At 26.3% G+C, this 23,302-nt stretch carries 18 protein-coding genes; 16 read left to right on the forward strand and 2 right to left on the reverse strand.

Annotated elements, in window-relative coordinates:
• Positions 1-146 precede the first annotated feature (146 nt).
• From HMPREF0078_RS01480 to HMPREF0078_RS01515, 8 genes are all read left to right on the forward strand, one after another.
• Positions 147-827 carry a phosphoribosylaminoimidazolesuccinocarboxamide synthase gene (locus HMPREF0078_RS01480; protein WP_004838296.1) on the forward strand — a complete coding sequence of 227 codons (681 nt, stop codon included), beginning with the start codon at positions 147-149 and terminating at the stop codon, positions 825-827.
• A 12-nt stretch (positions 828-839) separates the two neighbouring features.
• The gene (gene purE / locus HMPREF0078_RS01485) at positions 840-1,322 is read left to right on the forward strand and encodes a 5-(carboxyamino)imidazole ribonucleotide mutase (RefSeq protein WP_004838298.1); all 483 of its coding nucleotides are present in this window, start codon (positions 840-842) and stop codon (positions 1,320-1,322) included.
• A complete protein-coding gene (locus HMPREF0078_RS01490; protein WP_004838300.1) occupies positions 1,319-2,602 on the forward strand; it encodes an amidophosphoribosyltransferase in 1,284 nt (427 codons plus the stop codon). Before purE ends, HMPREF0078_RS01490 begins: the two co-directional genes overlap by 4 nt.
• Position 2,603: 1 nt before the next feature.
• A complete protein-coding gene (gene purM / locus HMPREF0078_RS01495; protein WP_004838302.1) occupies positions 2,604-3,629 on the forward strand; it encodes a phosphoribosylformylglycinamidine cyclo-ligase in 1,026 nt (341 codons plus the stop codon).
• The gene (purN, locus tag HMPREF0078_RS01500) at positions 3,601-4,227 is read left to right on the forward strand and encodes a phosphoribosylglycinamide formyltransferase (RefSeq protein WP_004838303.1); all 627 of its coding nucleotides are present in this window, start codon (positions 3,601-3,603) and stop codon (positions 4,225-4,227) included. Before purM ends, purN begins: the two co-directional genes overlap by 29 nt.
• Positions 4,227-5,471 (forward strand): phosphoribosylamine--glycine ligase, encoded by a 1,245-nt coding sequence (purD, locus tag HMPREF0078_RS01505; RefSeq protein ID WP_004838305.1) that lies wholly within the window; start codon positions 4,227-4,229, stop codon positions 5,469-5,471. Before purN ends, purD begins: the two co-directional genes overlap by 1 nt.
• Before the next feature lie 146 nt (positions 5,472-5,617).
• Positions 5,618-6,469, forward strand: coding sequence for an SDR family oxidoreductase (locus HMPREF0078_RS01510; RefSeq protein ID WP_004838306.1), 852 nt, complete (start codon positions 5,618-5,620; stop codon positions 6,467-6,469).
• On the forward strand, positions 6,459-7,730 hold the full coding sequence (locus tag HMPREF0078_RS01515; protein WP_004838308.1) for a dicarboxylate/amino acid:cation symporter: 1,272 nt from the start codon (positions 6,459-6,461) through the stop codon (positions 7,728-7,730). The genes HMPREF0078_RS01510 and HMPREF0078_RS01515 overlap by 11 nt, the downstream gene beginning before the upstream one ends.
• 44 nt (positions 7,731-7,774) lie before the next feature.
• Here the strand turns inward: HMPREF0078_RS01515 and HMPREF0078_RS01520 are convergent, their stop codons facing one another.
• A complete protein-coding gene (locus HMPREF0078_RS01520; protein ID WP_004838309.1) occupies positions 7,775-8,194 on the reverse strand; it encodes a Fur family transcriptional regulator in 420 nt (139 codons plus the stop codon).
• Between the two features lie 93 nt (positions 8,195-8,287).
• On the opposite strand from HMPREF0078_RS01520, the gene HMPREF0078_RS01525 reads away from it, so the two are divergent.
• The 8 genes from HMPREF0078_RS01525 to addA all read left to right on the forward strand — a co-directional run bounded on the left by HMPREF0078_RS01525 (position 8,288) and on the right by addA (position 22,549).
• Positions 8,288-9,406, forward strand: a complete 1,119-nt coding sequence (locus HMPREF0078_RS01525) for a metal ABC transporter substrate-binding protein (protein ID WP_004838310.1) — start codon at positions 8,288-8,290, stop codon at positions 9,404-9,406.
• On the forward strand, positions 9,407-10,072 hold the full coding sequence (locus HMPREF0078_RS01530; protein ID WP_004838312.1) for a metal ABC transporter ATP-binding protein: 666 nt from the start codon (positions 9,407-9,409) through the stop codon (positions 10,070-10,072).
• Positions 10,065-10,859 (forward strand): metal ABC transporter permease, encoded by a 795-nt coding sequence (locus HMPREF0078_RS01535; RefSeq protein ID WP_004838314.1) that lies wholly within the window; start codon positions 10,065-10,067, stop codon positions 10,857-10,859. The genes HMPREF0078_RS01530 and HMPREF0078_RS01535 overlap by 8 nt, the downstream gene beginning before the upstream one ends.
• Before the next feature lie 73 nt (positions 10,860-10,932).
• Positions 10,933-11,655, forward strand: coding sequence for a YaaA family protein (locus tag HMPREF0078_RS01540; RefSeq protein ID WP_004838317.1), 723 nt, complete (start codon positions 10,933-10,935; stop codon positions 11,653-11,655).
• Positions 11,652-12,746, forward strand: coding sequence for an exonuclease SbcCD subunit D (locus HMPREF0078_RS01545; RefSeq protein ID WP_004838318.1), 1,095 nt, complete (start codon positions 11,652-11,654; stop codon positions 12,744-12,746). Before HMPREF0078_RS01540 ends, HMPREF0078_RS01545 begins: the two co-directional genes overlap by 4 nt.
• On the forward strand, positions 12,743-15,805 hold the full coding sequence (locus tag HMPREF0078_RS01550; RefSeq protein WP_004838320.1) for an AAA family ATPase: 3,063 nt from the start codon (positions 12,743-12,745) through the stop codon (positions 15,803-15,805). Before HMPREF0078_RS01545 ends, HMPREF0078_RS01550 begins: the two co-directional genes overlap by 4 nt.
• Positions 15,802-19,161 carry a PD-(D/E)XK nuclease family protein gene (locus HMPREF0078_RS01555; protein WP_004838322.1) on the forward strand — a complete coding sequence of 1,120 codons (3,360 nt, stop codon included), beginning with the start codon at positions 15,802-15,804 and terminating at the stop codon, positions 19,159-19,161. The genes HMPREF0078_RS01550 and HMPREF0078_RS01555 overlap by 4 nt, the downstream gene beginning before the upstream one ends.
• Positions 19,154-22,549, forward strand: a complete 3,396-nt coding sequence (gene addA, locus HMPREF0078_RS01560; RefSeq protein ID WP_039920371.1) for a helicase-exonuclease AddAB subunit AddA — start codon at positions 19,154-19,156, stop codon at positions 22,547-22,549. The genes HMPREF0078_RS01555 and addA overlap by 8 nt, the downstream gene beginning before the upstream one ends.
• On the opposite strand, the gene ymfI is transcribed toward addA, so the two are convergent.
• Positions 22,530-23,258, reverse strand: coding sequence for an elongation factor P 5-aminopentanone reductase (gene ymfI / locus HMPREF0078_RS01565; protein WP_004838324.1), 729 nt, complete (start codon positions 23,256-23,258; stop codon positions 22,530-22,532). The genes addA and ymfI overlap by 20 nt on opposite strands.
• Positions 23,259-23,302: the final 44 nt, after the last annotated feature.

Raw genomic sequence — 23,302 nt, forward strand, 5'->3', positions numbered from 1 at the left:
AAGTGTACCTAGGGATCTGTTTTTTCAAGACCGAGCGGTACGGATATTTTTTAGTATTACACCAGAGGGACAAAAGCCCAGGAGGATAGGTTTCGTAGCCTGTCCTTCTGGGCTTATTTTTTGTAAAAATTTTTAAGGAGAAAAAAATGAATACAATCTACGAAGGTAAGACAAAAAATTTGGTTGAAGAAGATGGAAAATACTTTTGTTTATTTAAGGACACTATGACAGGAACTGATGGAGTATTCGATACTGGTGGAAATCAAGTTGCTGGCGAAAAAGAAGGCGCTGGTCAAGAGTGTCTTAAAGTTTCAAAATTTTTCTTTGAAAAAATAAATGAGGCTGGTGTAAAAACTCATTATCTTGGAGCGGACCTTGATAAAAATCTTATGGAAATTGAAAAATGTACAGTTTTTGGAAAAGGTTTAGAAGTTATTACTAGATTTAAAGCTGTTGGATCTTTTATGAGAAGATATGGTCTTTATGCAAATGAAGGACAAGATCTTGATGCTTATTCTGAAATTACTTTAAAAGATGATGATCGCGAAGACCCACTTATAACTGAAGATGGATTGGTTGAATTAAATATTTTATCTCATGATGAATACAAAAAAATAATTGAAGAAAATAAAAAAGTTGCAAGACTTGTAAAAGATATTTTGGCTGAATATGGACTTGATTTGTATGATATAAAATTTGAATGGGGAAGACTTGCTTCAAGCGGAGAAGTTGTTTTGATTGATGAAGTTTCTGGTGGAAATATGAGAGCTTACAAAGATGGAACTTATATTGAACCTATGGAATTGTCAAAATATTTGGGACTTTAATAAGGAGTTTATATGAAAGTTTCTATAATTATGGGCTCTTTGTCTGATAGTCCAATTGCTGATAAGGTTGTTTCAAAATTAATGGAATTTGGAATTGATTACGAAGTTAAAGTGATTTCTGCTCACAGAGCTTTAAAAAGTTTAGAAAAATATGTAAAAGAAAGCGAAGATGAAAGTGAAGTTTATATTGGAATTGCTGGAAAGGCTGCTCATTTATCTGGAGTAATTGCAGCTTTGACAACAAGACCTGTAATTGGAATTCCTGCAAAATCATCTCATCTTGGTGGACTTGAAGCTTTACTTTCTACAGTAGAAATGCCAAGTGGCGTTCCTGTTGCAACTGTTGCAATCGGTGGGGGAGAAAATGCTGCAATTTTGGCTACAGAAATTCTTGCAATAAAATATGATTCTTTAAGAGAAAAATTAAAGGATATGAGAATAAAAATGAAAGAAACTATAGATAATTCTGAATATGAATATAAGGCAAATAAATGAGTGGAATTGTAGGAATATTTTCAAAAAAGAAATATAAAAATGTTTTTCCCGAATTATACTCTGGCCTTTATGCAATCCAACATAGAGGCCAAGAGTCAATGGGAATATCACTTCTTGCTCATGAAAAATTATCAGAAATTAGAGGTAAGGGAGAAATTGCCAACAATATTAGCCTAGATAATATTTCAACTCTTGCAGGAAATGTTGGTCTTGGTTATGTAAAATATAGATTTGCTGAAGATGATAAATCTCTTATGCCTATGCCATGGTTATTTTATCCGAAAAATTCAAATTTCAAAAATTTGATTGCAATTGATGGAAAATTTCTTGATGAAACAAGTCCTGAAGATGTTGTAAATAAATTAAATTCGAATAATATAGATGAAATTATAGAATTTATAAACAATTTAAAGGGAGCATATTCTATTATTCTCGTAAATGGAAATAGGATGATTGCAATTAGAGATCCTTATGGAATTAAAAATCTTTGTGTTGGGAAAAAAGAAGATTCTTATATAGTTGCAAGCGAATCTTGTGTGATTGAATCAATTGATGGACAACTTTGTCACGAATTAAAACCAGGAGAAATTTATATAGTTGACGATAATGGAGAAGAATCCTATTTTGCCAAAGAGCTTTCTAATTCTCCTTGCATTTTTGATTTCGTTTATACTGCAAGACCAGATTCTTCAATAAATGGTGTTAGCGTCTATGATGCAAGAATTAAAATGGGAGAAATTCTTTACAAAGAACATCCTGTTGATGCTGATATTGTAGTTGGAAGTCCTGATAGTGGATTGATTTCAGCTGTTGGATTTTCGCGTGCATCAAATATAAAATACGAAAGAGCAATAGTAAGAAATAGATATATAAATAGAACATTTATTCTTCCAACAAATTCAATGAGAAAAAAAGGAATAAGAATTAAATTAAATCCAATAAAACATCTTATTGAAGGAAAAAGAGTTGTTCTTGTGGATGATTCTATTGTAAGAGGCAATACTATAAAAAGAGTAATAGAAATTTTGAGAGAATCAGGAGCAAAGGAAGTCCACATTAGGATTGCATCTCCTCAAGTGATAAAAGAAGAAACTTTTACTTTTGATGTGCCAGACAAAGATCATTTAATTAGCAACAACAGAAGTGTAGAAGAAGTTAGAAAAATTATAGGAGCAGATTCTTTGGGATTTATTTCCCTAGAAGGATTAAGACAAGCTTGTGGAAATAAAACATATTACGAAAATTGTTTTAATGGATATAACCCTTTAGAAAGGATATAAAATGCCAATAAATTATAAAGACGCTGGAGTTGATGTAGCTAACGGTCAAAAAGAAGTCGAACTTATAAAAAAATTAGTAGAAAAAACTCAATCAGAAAATGTTTTGAGCAAACTTGGAGGATTTTCTGGTCTATTTAGTTTGGAAAATTTAAATATAAAAAATCCAGTTTTGGTTTCAGGGACAGATGGAGTTGGAACTAAGGTTATGCTTGCACAAATGATGGACAAGCACGATACAATTGGAATTGATTGCGTGGCAATGTGCGTAAATGATATTCTTTGCCAAGGAGCAAAGCCATTATTTTTTCTAGATTATATAGCATGTGGCAAACTTGTTCCAGAAAAAATGGAAAAAATTGTAAAAGGAGTAGCTGACGGCTGTCTTCAAGCTAATTCTTCTTTGATTGGCGGAGAAACTGCAGAAATGCCAGGTCTTTATAAGGAAAATGACTATGACCTTGCAGGATTTTGTGTTGGCATAGTTGATAAAGAAAAAATAATTACTGGAGAAAAAATTAAAAAAGGCGATCATATTTTTGGTTTAAAATCTTCAGGAATTCATTCAAATGGATATTCTCTTGTAAGAAAAATTGTTTTAGAAAAAGAAAAATTATCTTTGGATGAAAAAATTGAAGGACTTGATACAAGTCTTGGAGAAGAATTATTAAAACCAACCAAAATTTATGTGAAAGAAATTTTAGCCCTTCTTGAAAAAATTGAAATAAATGGCCTAAGTCATATTACTGGTGGTGGATTTTATGAAAATATTCCAAGAATGATTCCAGATGGACTTTGTGCAAAAATTGATGTGAGAAATATTCCTATTCCAAAAATATTTTCACTTTTGGAAAAATGGGGAGAGCTTGATAAAAAAGATATGTACGAGACTTTCAACATGGGAGTAGGTCTTGTTTTTGCAGTTGATAAAAATGATATAGATAAAGTTAAAGAAATAATTGATGAAAATGAATTATTAGATCTTGGAGAGGTTATAGAAAATGATGAAAAAATCGACCTCAAATTCTAAAAAAATTGCAGTTTTGATCTCAGGCTCAGGAACAAATCTTCAAGCTATAATTGATTCTTGTCAAAATAAAATTATTAATGGAAAAATATCTGTAGTAATTTCAAATAAAGAAAATGCCTATGGACTTACAAGAGCAAAAAATGCCTCAATTAAAACATTGGTTTGCAAAGATAATGATATTTTGCTTGATACCTTGATAAAAGAAAAAATCGATCTAGTTGTTCTTGCAGGCTATCTTAAAATTTTACCTCAAAAAATAATTGACGAATTTGAAGCAAAGATTATTAATATCCACCCATCCCTTATACCATCATTTTGTGGGATGGGATTTTATGGAAGAAAGGTTCATGAAAAAGTCTATGAAAAAGGAGTAAAATTTACTGGAGCAACAACTCATTTTGTTACAAAAGACGCAGATGATGGCCCAATAATTTATCAAGAAATTGTAAAAATTGACCAAGAAGATACAATTGATGATATAGCAAAAAATGTTTTGGAAAAAGAACACGAAATTTTGATAAAATCAGTAAAAGATTTTTGTGATGATTTATTTTACATAAAAAATAATAAGGTTTTTGTAAAAAATAGGAGTTTTTGATGAAAGTTTTAATAATTGGAAATGGTGGAAGAGAACACGCACTTGCTTGGAAAATTTCACAATCAAAAAAAGTAGACCAAATATTTATGGCAAAAGGAAATGCTGGCACTAATTCTTTTTGCAAAAATATAAATATTGAACCAACAGATATAAAATCCTTGGTGGATTTTTCTAAAAAAGAAAAAATCGACCTTACAATTGTAGGGCCAGAAGATCCTTTGTGTATGGGAATTGTAGATGAATTTGAAAAAAATAATCTTAAAATTTTTGGACCAAACAAAGAATGTGCAAAATTTGAAAAATCAAAAAAATTTACCAAAAATTTCCTAGAAAAATATAAGATACCAACAGCAAAATATAAATCTTTTGAAAATTTTGACAATGCCAAAAATTCATTAAAGGAATTTTCATATCCCTTAGTAATAAAAGCTGATGGGCTTTGTCTTGGAAAAGGCGTTATAATTTGCGAAGACGAAAAAAAAGCTATAGAAACTCTTGACGATATTTTTAATAAAAAAATATTTGGAGATGAGGGAAAAACTGTTGTAATCGAAGAATTTTTAAAAGGCGAAGAGGCATCACTTTTGTGTTTGGTTTCAAACAATAAATTATTTCCGCTAGAAACTTGCAAAGACCACAAGCAAATTTATGATGGAAACAAGGGTCCAAATACTGGAGGAGTTGGAACATATTCTCCAAGTAAATTTTCACAAAAAACAGGGGAAAATATAGAAATAATTTTAAAGCAAATTGAAAAAGGACTGGATGATTCAAAACTTTCTTACAATGGAATTTTGTTTATTGGATTTATGATTGATAAAGATGTGCCAAAAATATTAGAATTTAACGTAAGATTTGGAGATCCGGAAACAGAAACCCTAATGCCAAGACTTGAGTCAGACCTTGTAGAAATTATAGAAAAAACTCTTGATAAAAGTCTAAAAAAAGAAGATATAAAATGGTCAGATGATTATTCCCTATCATTAATTCTTGTTTCAGATGGTTATCCATTAAAATATGAAAAAAATAAAGAAATAAGTGGACTTGAAGATGTAAAAAATTCAACTATTTTTCACAATGGAACAAAATTAGAAAATGGAAAAATTTTAACAAATGGCGGAAGAGTTCTTACAATAAACGCAAAAGCAAAAACTTTAGAACTTGCAAGAAAAATCGCCTATAATGATTGCGAAAAAATAAAATACGAAAATAAATATTATAGAAAAGATATTGGATTAAATTAGCTAGTTTAACTAGCTTTTTTTATTTGATTAATTTATTTATTAATTTTTATGTAAGATAAAGAATAAGCAAAAATGAAAAATAATTTGCAATATGTTATAATAAAACATATAATTGTTTTTTTAAAAAAATATAGAAAGGAAAATTTATGAGAATTAATACAATTTGGATTACAGGAGCTCATGGAAGACTTGGCTCGACTCTTGTAAGATATTTAGATCCTTTGGAAGCTGAAATAATTGCAACTGACAAAGATGAAGTTGATATTACAAAACAAGAAGAAGTAAATTTGTTTGTAGATAGAAATAGACCAAAAATAATTATCAATTGTTCGGGTATTACCAATAGATTAAAATGCGAAAATGATCCTGATAAAGCATATTTGTTAAATGCTTTGGGCGCAAAAAATATTGCTATTGCGTCAAATAGGGTTAGAGCAAAACTTGTACAATTATCTACAGCAGATGTTTTTGATGGACAAACAATTCATCCATACAAAGAAATTGATAAGGCAAATCCAAATACAGTTTATGGAAAAAGTAAATTTTTGGGAGAAGAATTTGTAAAAAATTTTGCTGATAGATATTTTATAGTTAGGGTATCAAGACTTTATTCAAAAGAAAATAATTTGGTTGAATCAATTATTGAACAAGCAAAAAATGGTATTGTTAAAGTGCCAAAATCAAGATATGGTTCGCCAACATCAGCCTATGAGCTTTCAAAATTTTTGATTTCAATAATGGGAACTAATGCCTATGGAATTTATCATGCTTCATGTGAGGGAACTTGTTCTTTTAGAGCTTTTGCTCAAAAAATTATTGATATAACAAAAATTGATGCAAAGGTAGAAGAAGTTAGAGATTCTGATAGAATCGATTTTGAACCAGCCTTTAGGGGAATAGATAATTATTTTTTAAATCTTTTGGACAAAAATACTTTTTCAACTTGGGAAGATGCCTTAAAAGATTACCTGAGAAGGGAGTATGGTTATGAAAGCTAAATCTAATAAAAAATTAGGCTTAACTTCTAAAATTTTTATTGCCCTAATTTGTGGAATGATTCTTGGAATTGTAATGCATTATTTTGTTCCAAAAGGTCATATTAAAGATGACATTATAATTGATGGAATTTTTTATTTATTAGGTCAAATGTTTATAAGAGCTATGCAAATGCTAGTTGTGCCATTGGTATTTTTTTCAATCGCTGATGGCTGCAGAAATATGGGAGATACAAAAACTCTTGGAAAAGTTGGAATAAGAATTGTATTATTTTATCTTTTGACAACAGCCCTTGCAATAATTATTGCTCTTTCTTTAGCGTCAATTATAAATCCTGGAAAAGGAATGAATATGAAATTGGGTTCAAATGAATTTAATATGGATGCTGGAGAAAAAACTTCAATGAAAGATACGCTTTTAAATATGATTCCAACAAATCCTATTGAAGCTTTGGCAAAAGGCGATATGCTTCAAATAATTATTTTTGCAGTTATAGTTGGACTTTTGATTGCAGGAATGGAAGATAGGATGGAAACTTTAGGAAATATAATTACAGAAATGAATGAATTAATGATGAGTATGACAATGGCTGTAATGAAACTTGCACCAATTGGAGTATTTTTCTTAATAGCAAGAACATTTTCAAATCTTGGTTACGATGTAATTTTGTCTATGCTTTCATATATGATTTCTGTAATTTTGGGACTTGCTTTCCAACTTCTGATAGTTTATATGCTGCTTTTAACGATTTTTGTAAGAGTAAATCCATTTGCTTTTCTAAAAAAATATTTTCCAGTTATGACTTTTGCATTTTCAACCGCATCATCAAATGCGACAGTTCCATTAAATATTCAAACTCTAGAAGATATTGGAGTTGATAAAAAAATTTCTTCATTTACAATTCCTTTGGGAGCGACAATAAATATGGATGGAACTGCAATAATGCAAGGAGTAGCTGTAGTATTTATTGCAAATGCTTATGGAATTGATTTAACGTTGAATGATTATTTAACTGTAATATTAACAGCGACGATTGCATCAGTCGGTACAGCAGGAATTCCATCAGTAGGACTTGTTACTTTGTCAATGGTCTTGTCATCAGTTGGACTTCCAGTAGAAGGAATTGCTATGATAATGGGAATAGATAGAATTTTGGATATGGCAAGAACAGCAATAAACACAACAGGAGATGCATCGGGAACAATTATAGTTGCAAATTCTGTAAATGCATTTAATAAAGAAAAATTTAATAAAAGAGTTTAAAATAAAAAAAGTTGGTAAAGAATTTTCTTTATCAACTTTTTTATTTATTTAATTTTTTTTTGACACTGTGGGCAAATTCCTGTAAATTCAAAACTGTGTCCTTTAATTACAAAGCCAGTATCTTTTTCTATCTCTTCTTCAATTTCATGGATTGGGCAATTTTCTATTATAAATTTTTTATTACAAGAAATACACCTTATAAAATGTTTGTGATTGTTAGAATTTAATTGAAAATAAGAAATGCCATCTGTATTTGTATTTTTTAAAAGGAGATTTATCTCTTCCAAGGTATTTAAATTTCTATAAATTGTTGAAAGATCCATATTGATATTTTCTTCTTTTAATTTGTCTAAAATTTCTTCTGCAGAAATTGGATCATCATTTTCAATTATCTTTTCTAAAATTATTTTTCTTTTTTCAGTAACACGAATCTTATTTTGCTTTAGTAAATCTTCTGCTTTCACAATCTCACCTCTATAAATATATTACCATATTGACAAAAAATGAAACAGCTATATAATATTCTTTGCAAATGATTTGCAATAAAAGGAGGAAAAATGAAAAAGAAAATTTTAGCAATGATTTTGGTTTTCGGAATTTTTGTTACAGGATGTGCAAAAAATAATGAAAAATCAAATATAAATTCAAATAATTCAAATCAAACAAGTCAAAGTGAAAATAAAGATAAAGAAACAATTTATGCTTCTTTTTATCCAATTTATAATTTAACAAAACAAATTGCAGGAGATAAATTTAATGTAAAATCTTTTACAAATTTAAATACAGAAGTTCATGATTTTGAACCATCTGCAAAAGATATGGCAGATTTGTCAAAGGCAAAAGTTTTATTTTTAAATGGAGCAGGGCTTGAATCTTGGCAAGAAAAAATATCAGAATCTTCAAAAGTTGAAATTGTTGATACTTCTAAAGGAATTAATTTAATAGAAAATACGCATGAAGATGAAAAAGAACATGATAAAAAACGTGAAGATAGACCTAAATCTTGTTGTGACGCTCCTCATTATCACGAATCTTTAGATGAAGATGAAAAAGAGGATAATGATAATCATGAAGATAACGAAAAAGATGAAGATAGCGAAAAAGAAGAACACGAACACGAACATGAAGATGGAGAAGAACACCACCATCATGGAGCATATGATCCTCACGTTTGGTTATCTCCAAAAAATGGAATAATTCAAGCAAAAAATATTGCAGAAAAACTTTCAGAAATTGATCCTGAAAATAAAGATTATTATATGGGAAATTTTGAAAAAATAAAAAAAGAGCTTGAAGAAATTGATAAAGAATATGAAAAAAAATTAGAAAATAAAGAAAATAAAAAATTCTTAGTAGACCACGAGGCATTTTCTTATCTTGCTCGTGATTATGGTTTAATTCAAGTTCCGCTTACATCAATAACTTCAACAAGTGAAACTGATGCAAAAACTATGAAAAATGCGATTGATTATGTAAAAAAAGAAAAAATTACTGCAATTTTTTATGAAAAAGGCGGATCTGATAAAAATGTAAAGACTTTGGCAGATGAATTATCTCTTGACGCAAAAGCTATAAATACTATAGAATATGCAAGTGATGATGATTTAAAAAATGAAAAAACTTATCAAGAATTGATAAGAGAAAATTTTGAAATAATGGAAAGTAGTTTAAAATAAATGAAAGATATAGAAGTTAAAGATGTAGTCTTTTCTTATGGCAAGGATGAAGTATTAAATAAGGTTAGTTTTGATTTAAATAAGGGCGATTTTTTAACTATTCAAGGAGAAAATGGCTCTGGCAAATCAACTCTAATAAAATTAATTTTAAAGGATTTGAAAAAAAATTCGGGAGAGATTAAATTATTTGGGACAAATATAGAAAATTTTAATGCATATTCAAAAATTGGCTATGTACCTCAAGTAAATGATTCAAATAAACTTGCCTTTCCAGTAACAGGAGAAGAATTTGTAATTTTAAATTTGTATAAGAAATTTAATATTTTTAACAGACCAAGCAAAAAATGCTATCAAAAGGTTCGTGATATTTTTGAAATTTTAAATATTGAAAATCTTTTGCATATTCCTTTCAATCAACTTTCAGGAGGGCAGGCTCAAAAAGTTATGATAGCAAGGGCAATGGTAAATAATCCAGAGGTTTTGCTTTTGGATGAGCCAACTGTTGGCGTTGATGAAAAATCAAAAAGAGACTTTCTTAAACTTCTAGCTCACTTAAATGATAAACACAAAATTTCAATTTTGATGATAAGTCATGAAATGGATGTTGTTAGGGAATTTTCTAAAAGAGAAATAAGGATAAAAAATGGAAGGATCGTTGATGCTTAGTTATGAATTTATGCAAAGGGCAATTTTAGTTGGGCTTATGCTTGCAATAATAATTCCTATGATTGGAATTGTTATGGTAAACAGGAGAACTTCAATGATTGGAGATGCCTTATCTCACACAGCTCTTTCTGGAGTTGCTCTAGGTTTAATTATTGGAATAAATCCTGTTTTTACTTCAATAATAATTTGTATTGTTGCAAGTTTTGCAATTGAAATAATTAGGAAAAAATTTAAAAGTTTTGGCGATATGGCAACGGCTATCATTATGAGTCTTGGAATTGGGCTTGCAGGAATTTTGTCAGATTTCACACCGGGTGGCACAAGTTTTGAATCATTTTTATTTGGTTCAATCACAAGTGTTACAAGAGAGGATGTAATTATTGTAAGTGTAATTTTCATTCTTGTTCTATTTTTTAGCCTTTATTTATATTATCCGCTTTTATATAATTCAATTAGCCCTTTGATGGCAAATCTTTCTGGAATTAATTCAAAATTAATTTCTAGCATTTTTACATTTTTGACAGCCATTACAGTGGCAATTTCTACAAAAACTGTAGGAGCTTTAATGATTTCGTCACTTATGGTTTTGCCAGTTGCAAGTGGGCTTTTGATTTCAAAATCTTATAAGGAAACTTTTATAAAATCAATTATAATTGCAATTATTTATATGATGGCAGGAATTAGTGCTAGTTTTTATCTTGGAATAAAACCAGGTGGTGCCATAGTAGTTATTGCAGTTTTTGGAATGATAATTTCTATAATAATTCAAAAAATTTTAAAAAGATAGGTTCGCCTGTCTTTTTTTTGTGGAAATTTTCTATGATATAATTAATTTAGAATGAAAAATAGAAAGGTTTGATATGAAAATTATAATTTCGCCTGCAAAAAGGTTTAAACATTTTGAAAATGAAAAAACAGAAGGGCTTTTGTTTGAAGACGAAACAAAAGAATTAGTTGAAAATTTAAAAAAATATTCAATAAATGATTTAGCAAATATGTTTTTTTGCAATGATGATCTTGCTATAAAAGCTTATTATGATTACAAGGATTTCGATTTCGAAAATTTAAAAAATCCAGCGATTTTTTCTTATGATGGACTCGTTTTTAAGCAATTTAAAAAAGAAGATTTTAATGACTTAGCTTATTTGAATGATCATGTTTATATTATTTCCGCTCTTTACGGTTTATGCAAGCCTTTTACAGGAATTTCTGATTATAGACTTTATATGGATTCAAAAGGTGTCGATATGTATGGATTTTGGGCTGACAAAATTTACAAAAAAGCTTTTGAAAATGAAAATTTTATTATAAATTTGGCAAGTGCTGAATACGCTAAGCTCATAAAAAAATATTTGAAAAAAAATCAAAAATTTCTGACCTTGACTTTCAAAGAAAATAGAAATGGAAAAATCCGTTCAATTGTTTCATATACAAAACAAATGCGTGGGAGAATGTTAAAATATTTAATCAATAATAAAATTTCAGATATTGAAGAAATTAAAAAAATAAATCTTTGTGATTATATTTATGATCCAATTAATTCAACAAAAGATGAGTATGTTTTTGTGAGGGAAAATAAATGAAATTATTACATTTATCAGATCTTCATATAGGAAAATCAATTGGCTCATACTCTTTACTGGAAGATCAAAAATTTTGTCTTGAACAAATTTTAAAAATTATTGAAGATGAAAAAGTAGATATTGTTTTGATTGCAGGAGATATTTTTGATACAGCTATACCAAATAATGAAGCCATGAAAGTCTATTCTGATTTTGTGGATGAAATTATTTTTAATTTGAAGAAAAAAATTATGGCAATTTCTGGAAATCACGATTCGGGAAAAAGGCTTGAAATTTCTAAAAGTTTTTTTGAAAAAAATTCTTATTATATCTATGGAAATTCTTTTGATGAAAAAATTTCTTTTGATGATGAGTATGGAAAGGTTAATTTTTATCCGATTCCTTATATTTCCCTTGCAAGGGCAAAAAATGAAATTGATTCAAATATAGAAAATTTTACTGACCTTTATAAAGTTTTATTAAAAAATATAGATTATAAGGATAGAAATGTTTTGATAAGTCATTGTTATGCAAATGAAAAGCCGTATGAAGATGAAAAAATAGAAGGAGAAAAACCTCTTACAATTGGTGGAAATGACGCTATGGATGCCCACTTATTTAAAAAATTTGATTATGTAGCTTTAGGTCATCTTCACAGAAAACACTTTGTTCTTGATGAAAAAATTAGGTATTGTGGGACTTTTATGAAATATTCATTTTCTGAAATAAATCAAAAAAAATCACTTACACTTATAGATTTGAAAGAAAAAATTTCAATAAAAGAAATTGAAATTAAACCTTTAAATGATTTTGAAAAAATTTGTGATTATTTTGAAAATATTTTAAAAATGAAAAATTCAAATGCTTATATAGAATTTACTTTAAAAGATGATAAGCCAATAGATTCTCCAATGGCAAAATTAAAAATGAAATTTCCTCATGCAGTTTCAATAAAGTACGAAAAATCAATAAATATTGAAAAGGATGAGGATATTGATATTGATTTTGAAGAATTATCAAGCTTGGAAATATTTGAAGAATTTTATAAGTTTAAGATGAATGAAAAAATGACAGATTTAGAAAAAGAAATACTTAAAAAGGTGATACAATGAAGCCAGTAAAACTTGAAATGTATGGATTTATGACCTACAAAAATAAAACTTTTATAGATTTTACAAAAATATATGATTCTAAAATTTTCATAATTTCAGGAGATACTGGAAGTGGAAAAACTACAATTTTTGATGCTATAAGCTTTGCACTTTTTGGAGAAATTCAAAGAGAAGGATTTAATTCGAAAGATATTAGAAGTGATTTTCTAGGTTCAGATGATCCTATAACTTATGTAGATTTTTATTTTGAAATTGATGGAAAAAATTATAGGATAAAAAGAATTCCAAATCAAAAAGCAAAAAAAACAAGGGTCAATGTCAATGTTTCTCACAGCGTAGAATTTTATAAAATCGAAAATAAAAATGAAATTCTAATATCTGATGGACCACAAAAAACAGACAAAAAAATAATTGAAGTAATTGGACTTGATTATAATCAATTAAATAGGGTTATGATTCTTGCGCAAGGAGAATTTTCAAAATTTTTAAAATCAAATTCAGATGAAAAAGCTGAGCTTTTGTCAAAAATTTTTTCGTCTTATCTTTACAAGGAAATAGAAGAAAAACTGAAAGAAGCAAGCAAAAATTCAAAGAGAAATTTGGATATGATTTCTAATAGCTTGGAAAATGAAATTGTAAAAAATGAACTCTTAGGCGATAAAGTTGATGATGAGTTAATAAAGCTTAAAGATTTTCAAAAAATAATAGATATTATAGAAGATTTGCTTTTAGAAAGTGAAAAAAATATTCAAATAAAAAATGATGAGAAATTATCTTTAAATAAAAATCTAGAAAATGAAAATTCCAAGCTAAATTTCTATGAAAAAGAAAATGAACAAATAGAAAATTACAAAAATTTATTTAAAGAAAAAGAAAAACTTTTAGAAGATGAATCTTTTTATAAAAATTTAAAGAAAGATTTGGTTTACGCAGAAAAATCTATAGCAATAAAACCATATTACGAATCTTTTCTTGATTTAAATAAAAGCCAAAAAGATTTAAAAACAAAATTAGATTTTGAAAATGAAAATTCGAATTTTATTGAAAAAGAACTGGAAGAAAATAAAACTTATCTTGGAAATAAGGATGAGCTTTTAAAAATTATCGACAAAAAGAAAGAAAATATAGTAAAAAATCTCGAAATTTTAAATAAATTTGAAAATTTACAAAAGATTAAAGATGAATTAGATAAAAATAAAAAAGCATTTGAAGATGGGAAAAATTATAAAAAATCCATAGAAAATAATTTAAAAGAAAAAGAAAAAATAAATGAAAAAATAAGAAAAAAATCAGATGAATTGCTAGATTTTTCTAGAAATCTTGAAAAAATTACAAAGAAAAGCCACAATGCATATCAAAAAGTTTTTGAAATTCAAAATTTTTATGAAAAAGCGATAATTAATGATGAAAAAATTAAAAATTTAAATGATGAAAAAATTCAATTTGATAAGGCAAATAAAGCTTATGAAAAGGCAAAAATCTTATTAGATAGGGCAAAAGAGAACAAAAAATCTATACAAATAAATGAATTTAGGAAAGATTTAAAAGAAAAAGGAATTTGTCCGATTTGTGGAAGGATTTATAAGGGAGAAATTGAGTTTTTAGAATCTTTTGACCTTGATATAGAAAAAATTAAGAAAGATTATTTTGATTTGGAATTAAAAATTAATCTTTCTAAAGATAAAATTTCAGATTTGGAAAAATCAATAGATTTTAATATGGAAAAGGCGGAAGATGTTGAAAAAAATCTTCAAAATTATAAAAATGAACATGAAAACTTGAAAAAATCTTATGAAAAAGTTAGGGAAGAATACGAAGAAGAAATAAAAAACAAAAAAGCTTTGGAAAATGAAGCTTTTGAGCTTGAAAAAATAATTGGAGATTTAGAGAATAAGTTAGAAAATTTAGGTAATTTGAATAATATAGAAGAGCTTGAAAATAAATTTAAAATAAAAAAAGAAGAGCTTGATGATTTTGATGAAAAAAAAGTTATTGAAAATGTAAATTTTGACAAAAAATTTGTCGAAAATGAAGAAGGAAGAATTAAAAAAATTGATGAGAAAATAAAAAAATTAGAAAAGGAAAAATCTTCATCAAATTCAAAGGTTGAATCACTTAGCTCTTATATAAAAATAAATCAGGAAAAAATTTTAAAGGCTGAAAATATTTTTGAAAATAAGATTAGGGAAAATTTTAAGTGTATAGATGAATTTTTGAAATACTTAGAAAAATCCAAGGACTTAATTGATAGAAAAGAAGAAATTCAAAAATATTTTGAAAACTTAAACAATATTTCTATAAGATTATCAAGTCTTAAAGATTACGCAAACAAAGAAAAATTTGAAACGGATAAAATAAAAGAAAAAATTGAAAATTTAAAAAATATTTTGGAAGAAACAAATGATGCTGTTTTTTCTCTAAAATTAAATGAAACAAGATTAAAAGATAGCGAAAATGAAATTTATTCGATAGAAAAAAACTTCAATAAATTAAAAAATGAGGATGGGATTTTATATAAACTTTCAAAAATTGCTGATGGTTCTTTGTCAAATGTTTCTGGAAGGGAAAAATTAAATTTTGAAACTTTTGTTCTTTCTCATTATTTTAGAAAAATATTATCTCTTGCAAATATAAGGCTTAAAGAAATGACCGATGGTCAATTTACAATGATTAGAAAAAAACAAACTAATGATAAGAGAAAAAATTATGGACTTGATATAGAAATTTTGGATGCAAATACGGGAAAGATAAGGAGCGAGGCTTCTCTTTCTGGTGGAGAAAGTTTTATTGCATCACTTGCTTTGGCTCTTGGACTTTCTGATGAAATAAGTATGGAAAATGGTGGAATAAAAATCGACACGCTTTTTATTGATGAAGGTTTTGGAACTTTATCAGATGATTATTTGGAAAAAGCAATAAGAACAATTGAAAAATTATCCTATGATAATAAATTTATTGGTTTAATTTCTCATGTAAAGGAATTAAAAGATGCTATTGATGCAAAAATTGAAGTTTCATATTCAAAAACAGAAGGGTCAAGTTTGAAGGTGGTTGTATGATAAAAATAATTATGAGCAAATTTCCTAAAGAAAATTCATTTTATATTTACAAAGACATTGAAAAAAATTTGGATAAAAAAGAAAAAGCATTTCTTATAGTTCCAGAACAATATACACTTGAAAGTGATATGGATTTTATTGATTCAATAAAATATAAGTCGGTTATGGATGCAAAAGTTTTATCATTTTCATCTTTAATTTCATATATTTCTCAAAGGCTAAGTCTTAAAAAAAATGAAAATTTAAATCAAGTTTCTAAGGCAATTTTACTTACAAGCGTACTTGATGAAATAGATAATAAATTAAAACTTTTTTCAAACAAATCATTTGATATAGATTTTGTAAATAATCTTTCTGATTTTTTCTCAAATATTAAGGAATATTATTTTGATGATGAATTTTTTGGAAAAATTAATAAAAATGAAAATTTAGATCCAATGACAAAATTAAAATTTGAAGAAATCAAATTGATTTATGATTCTTATATAAAAAAGCTTGAAAATTCTTATATTGACAAAGAAGATGAGCTTGAAATTATAAAAGATAATATTAAATATTGCGATTTTTTTAAAAATGTTAATTTTTATTTTGATAAATTTGATTTTTTGTCTGATCTTAAAATAGATTTTATAAAAGAGTTAATAAAAATCGGAGCAAAAGTTACGATTTCAATTTGCCTTGATTGGAAATATTATGAAAATAATATAGCAGGCGATATGGATATATTTGATCAAGCAATTCGCTTTGTCGAAAGCTTAAAAAATATAGACAAAATCAAAATTATAAATTTAGAAAAAGAAAATGAGCTTTTGGATATTAAGCACCTCTATGAAAATTTTGAAAAATATAATCCCCAAATTTATCAAGAAAAAACTGAAAATATAAATCTTGTTGAATCAATTTCTTCAACAAATGAAATTGAAAATAGTAGCCTAATTATAGAAAAATTGATTAGAGAAGGTCATAGATATTCTGAAATTTCTTTGGTTTTAGCAAATAGCGATGAGTATGAAAATCTTGTAAAAAGAATTTTTGCAAGGAGCGAGATTCCTATTTTTGTAGATAAAACAAAAAAATTATCCGACAATCATATATTAAAAACATGGCTTTCTATGATTAGACTTGTTGTTTTTAATTTTAGAAAAACAGATCTTGAGGCTTTTATAAGATCAAATGTAATTGATTTTGGAGAAAATGCATACGAAAGGATTTTAGATTTTCAAAATTATATTGAAAATAGAAAAATCAAAGGGGCGATGATTTTTGATGATAAGTATTTTGTTTTAGATGAAAAATTTTATGAAAATGATGAGAAATTAAAAAAAGAAAAAGAAGATGAGCTTAAAAATGTAAATTCAATAAGGAAAATTTTATTCGACTTATTGTATGACCTATATAAAATTAGAAATGAAAAGATTAAGGCAAATGATCTTGTAAAAGAAATTTATAAGAGTTTTGATAAAAAAATAATAAAATCAGGTTTTAATCATTATCAAGAAAATATAAGGGAAAATAGGCTTGAAATTTTTGAAGAAAACAAACAAGTTTGGGATAAATTTTTGACGAATTTAGAACAAATAGCAACAATTTTGAGTGACAGTCCTACAAAGCTTAAAAAAATTTACAAATTAATAGAAAATTCTTGTAAGGCAACATCAATTGGCATAATTCCTCCTGCAATCGATCAAGTCTTAGTTGGAGATTTTTCAAGAGATAGGATAAATGATAGAAAAATAAAAATTTTTGTTGGAATGACAGATATTTATTTTCCAGGAAATAACAATAGTGAGATGTTAATATCTGAAAATGAAAAGACTGCTTTGGAAAATGAGGGGATTGACCTTAAAATTTACAAAGAAAAAAAGGATGATAAAATTATTTTAAATTTACTTAGGATGTTTACATCATCGCAAAAAATTATTTTTTCATATTCTTTAATAAATAAAGAAAACGACCCAATGAATAGGGCAACAAGTATTTCAGATATTATAAATATTTTTCCAAATATTTCTTACAAAAAAATCGCCCAAAGTAAATTTGATTTTATAAAATATTCCACAGATCTTTTGGACTTAAAGGCATTTCAAATTTTATGGAATATTAAAAACAAAGAAGATACAAAAAAATCAGAAAAGGAATTTGTAAAATCATATCTTAAATTTAAAAAAGATAATATAGAAAATTACAATTATTCAAAAAATTCTTCTTATGATTTGTTTTTGAAAGGCTTTACTTATTCAAATGATAAAAATTTATTGACTCCTGAAATTTCAAAAAAACTTTATGATAAAAACAAATTTTCAGTTTCAGAAATTGAAACTTATGCAAAATGTCCTTACAAATATTTCATAAATTATGGGCTTAGGGCAAAAGAAAATAAAAATTTGGATGTTGATAATTTAGAAATTGGAAATATTGTTCACTATAATATGGAAAATATTTCAAAGAAATTGATTGATATGGATCTTAAAGAAGTTGATGATGAAAAATTAGAAAATCTTGTAAAAGAAAGTTTCCAAAAAGCAATAGAAAACTCTCTTGATTTGGGAAGGGCAAATGATAATAAAAATAAATTTATTTTATCAAATATTTATGAGTCAACTCAAAAATCATCTAAAAAAATAATCAACCAAATCAAAGAAGGAAATTTTAAAATTGATAGTGTAGAAGAAAAATATGGAAAGGGCGGGAAATATCCAGAAGTTTATGTGGATGATAAAAACTATCTTGAAGGACGAATTGATAGGATTGATAAGTGCGATAATTTACTAAGAATTATTGATTACAAAACGGGCTCAAAAGAAATCAAAATTTATAATCTATTAAATGGCTTAGACCTTCAATTATTTGTATATATGTTGGCTGCAAAAGAAAAAAAATCTGAAAATTTATTTCCAGTTGCAAGTTTTTATTTTCCTTTAAAAGATGAGGTTAAAAAACTTGAAAAAAATTATGATAAGGATGAGATTAAAAAAATTTATGATGACAAAACAAAAATGAATGGACTTATTATAAAAATTGATGAGGAAATTTTAAATCTTTTGGATAAGAATTTTGACGGCAAAAAATCTGATATTTTTAAAATCACAAGAAGTAAGGATAATATTTTTTCTCTTGAAGAAGAAAAAATAGTTGAAAAATTTATTAAAAAATTAATTTCTTCTTATATAAGTGAAATTAAGAATGGAAATATTAAATTAAATCCACTTAGAATAAATCAAAATTCTTATGAATGCATAAATTGTCCTTATAAATCAATTTGCAAATTTGATTACACAAGAGATCAGGATAAATTTCATGATATAAATAAAAATATTTCCATAAATGATATTAAAAAGGAGCAATCAGATGAGTAAATTTAAGCCAACTGATGATCAAAAAAAGGCAATAGAAACAAGAGGAAAAAATATTATTGTTTCTGCTGCGGCAGGAAGTGGAAAAACTAGAGTTTTGGTTGATAGGCTTGTTTCAATTATGCTTGAAGAAAAAATTCCCATAAAAAATATGATTATCGTAACTTTCACAAACAAGGCATCTGTTGAAATGAAAGATAGGATAAGACAAAAATTAAATGAGCTTATGAAAGAGGGAAACTCTGACAAAATTTTCATAAAAAATCAAATCAAATCTATAAATGATGCTTTTATAAAAACCCTCCATTCATTTTGTGCAGATATGCTAAGGGAAAATTTTTATTTGTCTGATAATCTTTCTCCTTCTTTTAAAATTGCTGCTGATTCTAAACAAGCACTTTTGAGAAAAGATGCTATTGATGAGCTTTTTGAAGATGAATACGAAAAAAATGATTCGAATTTTATAAATTTTTTGCATAATTTTGCTTCATCAAAAGACGATAAGGATGCAAAAAATATAATTTTGGACTTATATGATTTTTCAAAAAGTCAAATAAATCCACACCAATGGCTTTGTGATAATACAAATAATAATTTTGATTTTGAAAAATTTAAATTTTATATAAAAGAAAGAATCGAAACAATTATTTTAAATGCAAGAGATTTGGAAGATTATATAAAAGAAAAATCTATGAGGGATAAGTATTTTATAATGATTGAAAAAGATTTATCCTATTTAGAAAAAATAAAAAATTCCATAGAAGAAAAAACTTGGGATGAGGTCATAGAAATTTTTGAAAATGGATTAGCTAATATGGTTACAATTTCAAAAAAATTAGATGATCCAAACGAAAATGCCTATGTAAAAGCAAAGAAAAATGCCTACAAAGACGAATTTAATATTGTAAAAGATTTTGTAAAAAATACAGATTCTATTACTAGGGGATTTTTTAATCCTTTAGAAGATAAAATTTTAAATGAATTAAAAAATCTTGTGTTTTCTTTTGAAAAAATTTATACAAATAAAAAAAGAGAAGAAAATTATTTGGATTTTTCTGATATGGAACATGAATTTATTAAATTATTGGACAATGAGAAATTACAAAGCAAATTAAAAAAGCAATTTAAATATATTTTCTTTGATGAATATCAAGACTCAAACGACATTCAAAATTATATAGTAGAAAAATTAAAAAATGAAAATAATTTATTTTTTGTAGGAGATGTAAAACAATCAATTTATGGTTTTAGAAATGCAAGGCCAGAATTATTTTTAAAAAAGCTTGAAGGTTATGACACAGATTCAAATTGCCTAAGAATTAATTTGTCCAAAAATTTTAGAACCGATAAGGACTTGATTGATTTTAATAATTATATTTTTGATAGGCTTATGACAAGAAAAAATTCTGACATAGCTTACAAAGACGACAATCACAGATTAAATTATCATTTTGAATTTGATGAAAAATATCCAAAAGTTTCAATTAAGGCTCTTGCAAAAAATGTAAGTGAAGAGGCTTATTTGACAAAAGAAATAAATAATTTAATAAATTCGGGTTTGGAATATAAGGATATTGCAATTTTACTTAGATCATCATCAAAAGCATATTTATTTGAAAATGAATTAAAAAGAGCTGGAATTCCATTTTCATCTGATATTTCAAAAATTTCATTTGAAACAGTTGAAGTAGAATTTTTCATAAATATTTTAAAATATATAGCTAATCCAAACGATGACATTAGCCTTCTTTCAGTTCTTAGGAGTGAAATATTTAATTTTTCTGAAGATGATTTGGCAGAAATTAGTTTATCATCTGAAAAATCTCATTTTTACAAAAAATTTAAGGAATATGAGAAAGAAAATGAAAATAATCTTTCTCAAAAAATTTCTGATTTTAATACGATTTTTACAGATTTTTCTTATATTTTAAATTTTTCTACCATGTATGATTTTGCAAATATTATTTTTGAAAAATCTGGTTTTTATGATTTTTTGAAAGCAAGAGACAGGGGAGAAGAAAGAGTAAAAAACATTGAGGCTTTTATTGAATTGATGGATGATTATGACAAAAATAATGAAAATTCTTTATTTGGATTTTTAGCTTACATTGATAATTTGAAAAATCAAAAAAAAGATAATTTAAAAGCTTCAAGAAATTTATCCGACGATGAAAATTTAGTGAGAATTATGACAATTCACAAGTCAAAAGGTCTTGAATTTAAGGCTGTAATTTTACCAGATTTTTCTAAAAGGTTTAATACTCGCGACAATTCAAAAGATATGGTTTTAGATAAGGATTTGGGAATTGGAATTAATATTGCCGATTGGGAAAATAAAATAAAAATTTCGTCTATAAAAAGAGATTTGATTTTAGAAAAATCTAACCTTAATGATAAAAAAGAAGAAATGAGAGTTTTATATGTTGCGCTAACTCGTGCTGAAAGAAAAATTTCTATAATTGGAAAAAAAGATTTAAATCAAAAAGGACTTGAAAAAATTTTAAATGCAAACTCAGTTTTGGATTTATCATCTTATATGGATTGGATTTTAAAAATTTTGTGCGATGATAAAATAATGAGTGATTTTATCGATATAGATTATAAGACAGATGCTTTTAATAAAGGATTTTTGGAAATAAAATATATTGAAGATTTCATAGAAGATTATAAAAAAGATTATACAGATGTTGAAAAACTTATTGGGGCAGATGAGTATAATCAAAAAATTTATAAAGATATAGAAGAAGTTTTTAATTTTTCTTACAAAAATAAGGAAAATATAAATAAATCTTTGAAAAAATCTGTAACAGAAATTGCAAAAAATTATGATTTATCAAAAGATGGCTACGAAAAATCTCCTTTTGAAGAAAATGAAGCTTTTTATGAATTTAGAAAACCAAATTTTGAAGAAATAAAATTATCAGCAACTGATAAGGGAACTTTAATCCACAAAATTTTCCAAGAATTAGAAGTGAAATCCTATGATTTAAATTCATTAGAAAAAGAAATAAATAAATTAGTCGATTTAGGAAAAATAAAAAAAGAATATCTCCCATATATAAATTTTGAAAATATTTTAGGATTTTTTAATTCAAAAATCATCCAAGATTTAATGAAAAAATCACCAAAAATTCGAAAGGAAGAATCATTTCTTAGAAAAATTGATGATTTTTATGTAAATGGTCAGATTGATATAATGTTTGAATCCCAAAATGAAGTTGTACTTATGGATTTTAAAACAGATTCAATAAAAAGGGAAGGATTTTATGATAAGCAACTTGAAATTTACAAGGACTCCATAGAAGAAGCTCTTGGAAAAAAAGTTATATCATCTTATATTTATTGGTACAATTTTAAAGAATTTGAACAAGTTAATAAAAACCACCATTAATATCAAAAATGGATCCTGTAATATAAGAGCCTTTGTCAGATATTAAAAATTCAACGAGATTTGCAATTTCTTCGGATTTTGCAAATCTTTTTTCTATTAAATCTTCTTTCAAAGATTTTTTATCATCTTTAGACAAATCAAATTTTGTCATATCGGTATCTACAATTCCTGGTGCAATCGCATTTACCCTAATATTTGATGGCAAAAGTTCTTTTGAAAGAGCCTTTGTAAAAGAATTTACTCCGCCCTTACTTGCAGAATAAGCAACTTCAAAACTTGCTCCCAAACTTCCCCAAATTGATGAAATATTTATAATAACTCCAGATTTTTGACTAACCATATTTGGAATTGCTCTTTTTGAAGTTAGAAAAATTGAGGATAAATTTGTCCTTAAAATTTCATTCCAATCGGACAAAGTCATATCTTGAATTAAACCAAAATAAGAAATGCCTGCATTATTTATTAAAATATCAACATGAGAAAAATTTTTCTCAGAAAGATCAAATAAACTATTTATTTCATCTTCATTTTTAACATCACATTTTACAGCAATTACATTTGGATTTTCTTTTCTCAAATCTTCTAATAAATTTAAAGCTTTTTCCTTATTTTCCTTATAAGTTAAGATTAAATTGTAGGATTTATTTAATTTTTTTGCAATGGCAGCACCAATTCCCCTTGATGCGCCCGTTATTAATACAGTTTTCATATCATGATTATATCATATATTTAAGGGTAAAACTTAAAACAGGA

The organism is Anaerococcus vaginalis ATCC 51170 (genome assembly GCF_000163295.1).
GTDB classification, from domain to species: domain Bacteria; phylum Bacillota; class Clostridia; order Tissierellales; family Peptoniphilaceae; genus Anaerococcus; species Anaerococcus vaginalis.